This is a genomic window from Actinomadura sp. KC345 (assembly GCF_004348515.1).
Classification (GTDB): domain Bacteria; phylum Actinomycetota; class Actinomycetes; order Streptosporangiales; family Streptosporangiaceae; genus Spirillospora.
Window position 1 is genome coordinate 1 of the sequence record NZ_SMKH01000299.1, and the last position, 9315, is coordinate 9315.

General features: G+C 73.8%; 10 protein-coding genes. 4 read left to right on the forward strand and 6 right to left on the reverse strand.

Annotated elements, in window-relative coordinates; translation table 11 throughout:
* The 5 genes from E1281_RS32885 to E1281_RS32900 all read right to left on the reverse strand — a co-directional run.
* A partial coding sequence (locus E1281_RS32885) for a hypothetical protein (protein WP_207943630.1) occupies nucleotides 1–215 on the reverse strand: 215 nt, incomplete at its 3' end.
* A complete protein-coding gene (locus E1281_RS32890; RefSeq protein ID WP_131883615.1) occupies nucleotides 212–451 on the reverse strand; it encodes a hypothetical protein in 240 nt (79 codons plus the stop codon). The genes E1281_RS32890 and E1281_RS32885, both read right to left, overlap by 4 nt.
* 460 nt (nucleotides 452–911) lie before the next feature.
* Nucleotides 912–1625 carry an ATP-binding cassette domain-containing protein gene (locus E1281_RS41475; RefSeq protein ID WP_207943631.1) on the reverse strand — a complete coding sequence of 238 codons (714 nt, stop codon included), beginning with the start codon at nucleotides 1623–1625 and terminating at the stop codon, nucleotides 912–914.
* Nucleotides 1553–2674: an ABC transporter ATP-binding protein gene (locus tag E1281_RS41480; protein WP_207943632.1), complete on the reverse strand. Its 1122-nt coding sequence runs from the start codon at nucleotides 2672–2674 to the stop codon at nucleotides 1553–1555. Before E1281_RS41480 ends, E1281_RS41475 begins: the two co-directional genes overlap by 73 nt.
* Nucleotides 2671–4116, reverse strand: a complete 1446-nt coding sequence (locus E1281_RS32900; RefSeq protein WP_243717664.1) for an ABC transporter ATP-binding protein — start codon at nucleotides 4114–4116, stop codon at nucleotides 2671–2673. Before E1281_RS32900 ends, E1281_RS41480 begins: the two co-directional genes overlap by 4 nt.
* Before the next feature lie 39 nt (nucleotides 4117–4155).
* Between E1281_RS32900 and E1281_RS32905 the strand changes: the two genes are divergently transcribed.
* Complete coding sequence (locus E1281_RS32905) at nucleotides 4156–4581, forward strand: hypothetical protein (RefSeq protein ID WP_243717665.1); 426 nt, start codon at nucleotides 4156–4158, stop codon at nucleotides 4579–4581.
* 97 nt (nucleotides 4582–4678) lie between these two features.
* Here E1281_RS32905 and E1281_RS32910 read toward each other — a convergent pair whose 3' ends face one another.
* The gene (locus E1281_RS32910) at nucleotides 4679–5599 is read right to left on the reverse strand and encodes an RNA polymerase sigma-70 factor (protein WP_131883618.1); all 921 of its coding nucleotides are present in this window, start codon (nucleotides 5597–5599) and stop codon (nucleotides 4679–4681) included.
* A 200-nt stretch (nucleotides 5600–5799) separates the two neighbouring features.
* On the opposite strand from E1281_RS32910, the gene E1281_RS32915 reads away from it, so the two are divergent.
* The 3 genes from E1281_RS32915 (at nucleotide 5800) to E1281_RS32925 (ending at nucleotide 9219) form a co-directional block, all read left to right on the forward strand.
* On the forward strand, nucleotides 5800–7284 hold the full coding sequence (locus E1281_RS32915; RefSeq protein WP_131883619.1) for an MFS transporter: 1485 nt from the start codon (nucleotides 5800–5802) through the stop codon (nucleotides 7282–7284).
* 400 nt (nucleotides 7285–7684) lie between these two features.
* Nucleotides 7685–8314, forward strand: a complete 630-nt coding sequence (locus E1281_RS32920; RefSeq protein WP_131883620.1) for a TetR/AcrR family transcriptional regulator — start codon at nucleotides 7685–7687, stop codon at nucleotides 8312–8314.
* A 230-nt stretch (nucleotides 8315–8544) separates the two neighbouring features.
* Nucleotides 8545–9219: a PaaI family thioesterase gene (locus E1281_RS32925; RefSeq protein ID WP_131883621.1), complete on the forward strand. Its 675-nt coding sequence runs from the start codon at nucleotides 8545–8547 to the stop codon at nucleotides 9217–9219.
* The last annotated feature ends 96 nt before the right edge of the window (nucleotides 9220–9315 follow it).

The following is a 9315-nucleotide window of genomic DNA, read 5'->3' on the forward strand; positions in this document are numbered from 1 at the left end:
ACCCCGGCGACGCCGAGCACGGCCATGACGAGGGCGGGGCGCGCACGTCCGTAGCGGGTGACGGCCGCGCCGGTGGCGAGCGCCGCGATGACCTGGGCACCGGTCGCCGCGGAGGTGACGAGCGCGATGCGGTCGGTGGACCATCCGGCGGACAGCAGCATGGCGGGCTGGACGGCCGTCGCGAGCCACTCGCCGACGGCGAAGACCGGGATCACCAGCAGTGCCCACGCGGCGGCCCGGCGGTCCCGGAACAGCGCGTCGAGCAGCCGGGGCCGGGCGCCGCGGCGTCCGGGCCGTCCGGCTCGGGCGGTTCGGGGATGCGGGTGAGGACGGCGAGGGGGATGAGGTAGACGGCGGCGAGCGCGAGGAGCGTGACGGTCCACCCCGCGTGCGAGTAGAGGAGGAGGGCGCCGCTGAAGCCGATGAGGAGCGAGGCGGAGGCCGATGCCATCTGCACGCCGTTGCGACGCCGTGCTCGCTGCGCGGCAGGAGCCGCACCACCAGCCCGTTCAGCGCCGTGTCGTGGAACACCGACAGGCCCAGGAACACGATCGTCAGGGCGAGCGGCGGCGGCAGGTCGGCGACCGGGTCGAGCGCGGCGAGTGCGGCCAGGGTCGCGATCAGCGGTGGCTGCGTCAGCAGCAGCCAGCCCCGGTAGCGGCCGAACCTGGAGGGGCGGGCGCGGTCGACGGCCGGGGCCGTGAGGAACCGCAGGAAGTACGCCGCGCCGAGCATGTTGATCGCGGCGACGGTTCCGGGCGGCACGTCCCGGGCGAGCAGGATCGTGCCGAGGGTGAGGAAGAAGAAGGAGTAGCCGGTGTTGGCGACCAGGTAGAGGGCGCCGACGACCGCCAGGGTGCGCCCGCGCGGTGCGGGCGCGCCGCCGGCGGTGTCGGCTCGGTGCGTTGCGGTCACGGGCGCGGCACCGGGGGGCCGGACGACGTGATGTGCCAGCTCCGCGTGTGCTCGTACTGGTCGTAGAGCCGGGCGAAGGTGCCGCCGCCGGCCCGGAGGTCCGCCGGACGTCCGGTCTCGGTGACCCGGCCGTCCTCGAGGGCGACGACGTGGTCGGCGGCGGCCAGCGTGGCGGGCCGGTGCGCGATCACGACGACGGTGCGGTCCGGGTCGCGGGCGAGGCGCCCGATGGCCTGTCCGATCGCGCTCTCGCTCTCCGGGTCGAGCGCGGACGCGGCCTCGTCGACGAGGACGATCCGGGCGCGCTTGAGGAACGCGCGGGCGATGGACACGCGCTGCCGCTCGCCGCCGGACAGCTGCGCGCCGCCCTCGCCGACGCGCGTGGCCCAGTCGTCCGGGAGCCGGGCGACGACCTCGTCCAGGCGGGCCTCGCGGGCGGCGGCGTCGAGGTCGGCGCGGGTGGCGTCCGGGCGGGCCGGCCGCAGGTTCTCCTCGATGGTCGTGTCGAACAGGTAGACGTCCTGGAAGACGATCGCGATGTCGTCGAGCAGGGCGGCGTGCTCGTAGTCGCGGACGTCCCGGCCGCCGACACGGACGTGACCGGAGCCGGTGTCGTGGAACCGCGCGACGAGCCGCGTCACCGTCGCCTTGCCCGATCCGGACGGCCCGACGAGCGCGGTGGTGCTCCCCGCGGGGCAGCGGAACGACACGCGGACAGTGCGGGCGCCGAGGCGTCCCCGTAGGCGAAGGTGACGTCGTCGAACTCGATGGCGGCGTCCGCGGCGCGGCGCACGGGGTGCGGTGCCCGCGGCAGGGCGGGGGTGCGCAGGACGGCCTCCTCCCGGCCGACGTTGTTCACCATCGCCCGCAACGCCCCGTCCAGCTCGATCAGCGTGCCGAGCGGCTCCAGAAACCGGACGGCGAGGACGAGCAGCGCGACGGTGTCGGGGACGCCGAGGCCCCCGGAGACCAGCAGGTGCGCGCCGAGCACCAGGACGGCGACGAATCCGGCCATGACCACGCCGGTGAAGCTGAGGTCGGGGTACATCGCCTGGTTGAGGCCGCGCCGGTAGCTGCTGCGGTGCTCGTCGAGGGCCTCGCGCATCCGGTCGCCGCCCGTCCCGCCCCGGCCCGCGGCGCGCAGCACCGGCTGCGCCTGGCCGACCTCGATCGCGCGGCCCGCGATCTCGGTGGCGGCCGCGTGCAGGTCCTCGTCCGCGGCGGCCGAGACCCGGCCGGACCAGCGCAGCGTCGCGTACGCGAACGGCGCGACGGCGACGAACAGCAACGCGAGCCGCCAGTCGACCGCGAAGGTGACGCCGACGATGGTGACGGGCACGAGGACGGACGTCAGGGCGGGCTGTCCGATCGTCACGGCGAGCGTGCCGATGGCTCCGGCGTCCGTCGTGATCGTGCGGGCGAGCCGTGCCTTGCGCTCGGTCGTGAACCAGCCGAGCGGCAGCGTCGTCGCGTGCTCCATCAGCCGGTGCCGCAAGCGCGCCGTCATCTGCATGGCGGCGGCGAAGCCGACCGGGACGGCCAGCACGGTCAGCACCGCGTGCACGGCGAGGCCCGCGCCGCCCGCGACGAGCCACGGAAGGGCCGCGCCGACGTCGGGTTCGGGTCGCAGCAGCGCCCGCAGGATCGGGACGAGGGCGCCGAGCAGCAGGCCCTGCAGGACGGCGAGGACGGCGGTGAGCGCGCCCAGCCGGAGGATCAGCCCGGGGTGCGGCAGCAGCCGGTACAGCTTGCGGATCATGTGTCGGCTCCGTTCCGCTGGGCGCGCCACATGCGGGCGTACAGCCCGTCGCGGGCGATGAGGTCGTCGTGGACTCCGGTCTCGGCGACGCGCCCGCCGTCCAGGACGACGATCTGGTCGGCGCCCCGGACGGTGTGCAGGCGATGCGCGATGACCAGCACCGTCTTGCCCGCGGCAAGAGTGGACAGGGCCTCCTGGACGGCGTCCTGGCTGTCGGGGTCGAGTGCCGCGGTGGCCTCGTCGAGGATGACGACGGGCGCGTCCGACAGGATCGCGCGGGCGATCGTCAGCCGCTGGCGCTCGCCGCCCGACAGCCCGGCGCCGTCGGTGCCGAGCACGGTGCCGTAGCCGTCCGGGAGCCGCTCGATGACGTCGTGGATCTGCGCGGCCTCCGCCGCGCGCCGCACGTCCCGGAGGTCGGCGTCCGGCCGTCCCACGCGGATGTTCTCGGTGACGGTGTCGCGCAGCAGCGCCACGTCCTGGAACACCAGCGACATCGACGACAGCAGCACCCCGGCCGGGATCTCGCGGACGTCGGCGCCGCCGATCCGGATCGCGCCGCCGGTCACGTCGTAGAACCGGGGCAGCAGGCTCGCGATGGTCGACTTGCCCGCGCCGGACGGCCCGACGAGCGCGGTGACGGTGCCCGGTTCGCACACGGCCGTGACGTCGCTGATCGCGTCGGTGGTGCCGTCGTAGGAGAACGACACGCGGTCGAACTCGATGCGGTGGCCCGCCGGGATCCGCGGCGCGGCCGGTTCGGGCAGCGGCTCCCGGGACAGCAGGGCGTCGATGCCGGTGGCGGCCATCCGTCCCTGCCGCAGGCCCTGACCGCCCTGGATGGCCGGGACGATCGGCGTCGGCAGGCCGATCCCGACGATGAGGAACGGCGGCAGGTCGGCCGCGGGGAGCCCGCCGGACGCGACGAGCGGCGCCCCGGCGGCCAGGACCGCGGCCAGGACGGCGGGCTCGCAGGCCAGCAGGCGCGAGAGGGCCGAGCTGATCCGGGTCTCGGCGACCCAGACGCGCATCGCCTCGGTGTGCTCGGCGACCGCGTCCTCGAAGCGGCCGAGGGCGGTACCGCCGCCGCCGAACGTCTTGACGACCGTGATCCCGTCGGCGTACTCGACGACGGTGGTGTTGATGCGTCCGGTGGCCGCGGCCAGCCGGGACAGGTGCGCGGACATGGAGCGCATCGCGACCCGGTAGGCGGCCAGCATCGCGGCGGGGACCACGGCGGTGACCAGCGCCATCCGCCAGTCGACGGACGCGAGGTAGGTCAACCCGACCGCCATCGCCGTGACCGCGCCGACCAGTTTCCTGAGCGAGTGCGCGATGAGCTGGTGCATCTCCTCCAGGTCGTCCGTCATGGCCTTCTTCACCCGGCCGGACCCGGCGGCGCGGAACCAGCCGAGCGGCAGGACGCCCAGGTGGTGGACCATCCGGACTCGGATGTGGTGCAGGATCGCGGCGTCCGCGTAGTGTCCGAGGCGAGAGCGGCGGTCGTCGCGTCCGGCACGGCCGACCTGGAGGCCTGGCAGCGCACGATGCGCGCCGAGATCGACCGTCTGGACGAGCGGGTCGAGCGGCTCACCGCCGCCCGCGACTACCTGAACCATCTCCTGCGGTGCGAGGACGACGACATCATCCGGTGCTCGTACCTCGACGCCGAACTGGAGACCCGCACGCCGCTCGGCCGCCGCGCCCGCACCGATCTCGTCGCGGCGGCCCGCGCCCGTGACGTAAAGACGGATGCCGCGCGTGACGAAAAGGCCGAGCGGGTCTGCCCGTCCTGCGGCGGGGGCGTCGAGCGGCCCGTGCGCGGGCGCCCGCGCACGTACTGCTCGTCCGGCTGCAGGCAACGCGCCTACCGCACCCGCCACCGCCGAGACGGGACCGCTTCGTAGACGCGACCGACCATGCGTTCGGTCCCGGCGGCGCCCGCCGGACAGGCGGGACGAGGGCGAGGTCGTGGGCGCTTCCGAGCCGGTCGGCGGGCGGGTCTCAGCGGCTCAGCGTGGTCTCCTGCTTCACGCGCGACAGTTTCTCGGGATTGCGGACGATGTACAGCCCGGTGATGAGGCCGTCCTCGACCCGCATCGCCACGACGGCTTCGACGGTTCCGCCGAGCCGGATGACGAGCCCTGGGCGGCCGTTGATCCCGACGGCTTCGGCCGTCACCCCGGCGGTGAAGTTGCGCATGCCTGTGGACAGCAGCTGCGCCACCTTCCCGGCCCCCACGATGGGCTTCCTGATGGCCTGCGTGAGTCCGCCGCCGTCGGTCAGGAGGACGATGTCCGGTGCGAGGACGTCCAGCAGATCCTGCAGGTCGCCGGTTTCGGTGGCCCGCTGGAAGGCGCGGAGCGCGGCCCGGGTGTCGGTGGGGGAGGCGACGTCGCGTGGCCGGCGTGCGGCGATGTGCGCCCGCGCTCGGTGGGCGATCTGCCGGACCGCGGCGGGGCTCTTGCCGACGGCTTCGGCGATCTCGCCGTAGGCCAGGTCGAATACCTCGCGCAGGACGAACACCGCCCGCTCCGTCGGCGCGAGCGTTTCGAGCAGGAGCAGCATCGCCATGGAGACGCTGTCGGCGAGTTCGACGTCCTCGGCCACGTCGGGCGAGGTCAGCAGCGGTTCGGGCAGCCACGGCCCGACGTAGGACTCCTTGCGCCGGCCGAGCGTCCGCAGCCGGTCCAGCGCCTGGCGCGTGGTGATCCGCACCAGATAGGCGCGCCGGTCCCGGACCGTGTCCAGATCGACGCCCGCCCACCGCAGCCAGGTCTCCTGCAGGACGTCCTCGGCGTCGGCGGCGGAGCCGAGCATCTCGTAGGCGACGGTGAACAGCAGGTTGCGGTGGGCCACGAATGACTCGGTGGCCGGGTCCATGCGGCCGTCCGCGGGCCTTCCCGTCGCGTTCCCTTTGCTCATCGCCCGGCTCCCCTCATCGCCTCCCGCCCGTCCCCTATGCACAAGACGGCGGTCGCCGCCGCCGTGTGACACCCGTGTGCGGTGGGCCATGTCACATGCCTCGCGCTGTCACAGGCGCCGGGGCGCCGCCGTCTCGTGCTCGTCAGGACACCGCGCGAACGGTCCGCGCGGCACGGACCACCATGAGTGAGGACGGATCCATGGCCACCACTGAGGCACCGGCGGGCGATTCGCGCCGTTGGGCCGTGCTGCTCTTCATCGGGCTGGCCCAGCTCATGATCATTCTGGACGCCACCGTCGTGAACATCGCGCTGCCGTCCCTCCAGCGGGATCTCGGAATCTCCGACGGAGACCGGCAATGGGTCATCACCGCGTACACGCTGGCATTCGGCAGCCTGCTGCTGCTCGGCGGCCGGATCGCCGACTACACCGGGCGCAAGCGGGCCTTCCTGATCGCGCTGCTCGGCTTCACCGGCGCCTCCGCCCTGGGCGGTGCGGCGAACGGCTTCGAGACGCTGCTGGTCGCCCGTGCCCTCCAGGGCGGGTTCGGCGCGCTGCTCGGCCCGGCCGCGCTGTCGCTGCTGACGGTGACGTTCACCGAGCCGAAGGAGCGGGCCAAGGCGTTCGGGATCTGGGGCGGCATCGCCGCCGGCGGCGGCGCCCTCGGGCTGCTGGTCGGCGGGGCGCTGACCGAGTACCTGGACTGGCGCTGGTGCCTGTACGTCAACATCCCGATCGCGCTGGCCGCGGCGATCGGCGGGCAGGCGGTCCTGACCGAGTCGCGGCGCGCGGGCGGGACCCGGTTCGACATCCCCGGCGTGCTGCTGGTGACCACCGGGCTCGTCGCGATCGTGTACGCCGCCGGGCGGGCCGAGTCCGACGGGTTCGACTCGGCGGCGGTCATCGGCCTGCTGGCCGCCGGCGCGGTCCTGCTCACCGTGTTCGCCTACGTGGAGAGCCGGGTGGCGCAGCCGCTGCTTCCCCTGCGCGTCATCGCCGACCGCACCCGCGGCAGCGCCTACCTGGCCGTGGGCGTGGTCGTCATCGGAATGTTCGGGGCGTTCCTCTTCATGACCTACTACATGCAGGTCGTCAAGGGGTACTCACCGGTCAGGACGGGTGCGGCCTTCCTCCCGATGACCGCGGCGGTGCTGCTGGCGGCCGGCGGGCTCACCACCCGGCTGCTGCCCAAGGCGCCGCCGCGTGCGCTCATCGTCCCCGGGATGCTCATCAGCTCCGGCGGGATGCTGTGGCTGCTCACTCTGGAGCCCGGTACCGGCTACGCGGGCGGCGTGCTGGTCGCGCAGCTCCTGTGCGGCTTCGGGGCCGGCATGATCATGCCCGTGGCCCTCAACTACGCCACCCGCGGCGTCGACGAGGGGGACTCGGGCGTGGCCTCGGCCACCGTCAACACCGCGCAGCAGGTCGGCGCCTCGATCGGCATCGCGGTGCTCAACACGATCGCCGCCGCCGCGACCGCGGACCATCTGGCCTCGCACGGCACGACCCCCGGCATCGCCCGGCAGGCGGCGGTGGAGGGCTTCGCGGCGGCCGGCGCCTGGGCGGCGGGGATCATCGTGGTCGGCGCGCTGGTCGTCGGCTTCCTGATGAACACCCCGCGCCCCGAGCCCCGTCCCGCCACCGGGGAGGACGAGGCGATCGAGGCGCTCCTCGCCCGTCCCTGACCTTCGACCGGACGGGCCCCGGTCCACCGCACCGGCGGGCCGGGGCCCGCACACCGGACGCCGCCCCGCAGGGCGCGAGCGGAATCCGCCGGAGGGAACTCGGACGCGCGCCGCGCGCGTCTGAGGTCTGGTAGACGCGCACGGTGTCGCCGAGCCCGGACGTCCGCGCGCGTTCGAGGGCGAGCGGGCCGCCGTTCCGAAACCCTGCCACAGCGTGGGATCGGGTCGAGCCCACCGGTTGGTCGGTTACACTCGACTCGATTCGATCTCGCAGCGGCGGGACGTGGAGTCCGCCCCGGACGCCGGCGTGCGGCGGCGCATGGCGGAGCGACCAGGGGCTTCCTCTCGGGAAGGACGAGCAGAGTGATCGGCAGCAGTTCGGAGCGGAGGCGCGTGCGGTATGCCTAGGCCGTCGCGCCGCGTCGATGTGCGCGCCACCGCCGCGCGCATCTTCCGCGAACACGGATACCTCGCCGCGACCATGGACCAGATCGCCGACGAGGTCGGGCTCAACAAGGGGACCCTGTACCACTACTACCCCTCCAAGAGCGCGATCCTGTACGAACTGCTGTCCGAGCAGGTCGACGTCACCCTGGAGATGCTGGCGCGAGTGCCGCTGACCGGCAGCAGCACCGAGCGGATGCGCTTCTTCGTCCGCGAGCAGGTCGCACATGTCGCCACCAGGCACGACGAACTGGTCGTGTTCTTCCAGGAGGTCCCGTGGATGGACCAGCGGCTGTCCGCCGAGGACGCGCGGTCGATCCGGCAGCGGATCTACCGCTACGAGGAGTTCGTGAAATCCCTCCTGGCCGAGGGCGTGCGCACCGACGAGTTCCGGCCGCTCGCGCCGTCGACGACCCTGTACTCGATCATCGGGATCCTCGCCTACGTGCCCAACTGGTATCGCCGTCCGGAGGACGGCACGGACGACCTGATGGTCGAGGAGGTCACCGACTTCGTGATGGGCGGCATCTGCGCCGGACGGCCCGAGAAGCCGGCCGCCGGCGCCCGCCGCGGTTCGCGTACCTGACGTCCGCGGTCCCCGCGGCGGGGCGCCTCGCTCATCGTCGGGGCTTATCCGTCTCCAGCATTGCCAACCAACTGGATGGTTGGTTAACCTCCAGGGAGCCGTAGGGCCGTCGCCGTTCCGGCGGCCGCCCGCTCGGGACGACGAGCGGCGCAGCCTGAGTGTGAGGAGCCGGAGTCCATGGACACCGTGATCGAGGTCGGCGGCCGGTGGGGGAGTGCCGGAGCGGTCCAATGAGTTCTTCGGCCGAGCGCGGCGCCGCCTCCGCGTGCGGCGCCGCGGACGTCCCGGCCGGTGGGCCTGCGCTGAGCCCGCACTGGGCCGCGTGGAGCAGGGCGGCGGCCGAACGGGCCGCGGACGGTTGGCCCGCGATGATCGACGAGCTGCGCGCGCTCCAGGACGCCGCCGCCGGTACCGTCCCCCCGGCGGACGTCGTGCGGGAGGCGAGCGCGCTGCTCGCCCGGGCCCGGGAGCTGCTGGAACCGCACCGGGCCGCCGCGGAGGACCAGATCTTCGGCCGGCTGCTGGGTCTGCCCGGACGGGGGCAGACCCTCACCCCGCCGCTGTGGATCGCCCGCCACGCGGACGACGAGATCACCGCCGCCACCTGGTTCGGGCCCTTCCACGCGGGCAGCAACGGCGCGGCGCACGGCGGCGCGGTCTCCCTGATGTTCGACGACGCGCTCGGCCGGGTCGCGGACCTGGGCGAAAGGCCGCGATCGCGCACCGCGTACCTGCACGTCGACTTCCGCAGCATCACGCCGCTGCGGCGTCGGCTGGCGGTCAGGGTGCGGATGACCGAGCAGGAGGGACGCAAGCGGTACCTGCGAGGAACGCTGCACGACGGCCCGCGCCTGTGCGCGGAGGCGACCGGACTCTTCGTGGAGATGCTCCCGGGTCAGCAGTAAGCGCCGCCCGGCCGCGGGGCCTGTGCCAGACCGCTCCGGGGACGAGCGCTAGGAGCGGTCGTTCAGCACCTCTTCGATGGTGACCGGGGCCGAGGG

Coding starts and splice junctions, on each gene's coding strand:
- E1281_RS32910 (WP_131883618.1), bottom strand. CDS start 5,599: ATGAGCAAAGGGAACGCGACGGGAAGGCCCGCGGACGGCCGCATGGAC.
- E1281_RS32900 (WP_243717664.1), bottom strand. CDS start 4,116: ATGGTCCACCACCTGGGCGTCCTGCCGCTCGGCTGGTTCCGCGCCGCC.
- E1281_RS32920 (WP_131883620.1), top strand. CDS start 7,685: ATGCCTAGGCCGTCGCGCCGCGTCGATGTGCGCGCCACCGCCGCGCGC.
- E1281_RS32890 (WP_131883615.1), bottom strand. CDS start 451: ATGGCATCGGCCTCCGCCTCGCTCCTCATCGGCTTCAGCGGCGCCCTC.
- E1281_RS32925 (WP_131883621.1), top strand. CDS start 8,545: ATGAGTTCTTCGGCCGAGCGCGGCGCCGCCTCCGCGTGCGGCGCCGCG.
- E1281_RS41480 (WP_207943632.1), bottom strand. CDS start 2,674: ATGATCCGCAAGCTGTACCGGCTGCTGCCGCACCCCGGGCTGATCCTC.
- E1281_RS32915 (WP_131883619.1), top strand. CDS start 5,800: ATGGCCACCACTGAGGCACCGGCGGGCGATTCGCGCCGTTGGGCCGTG.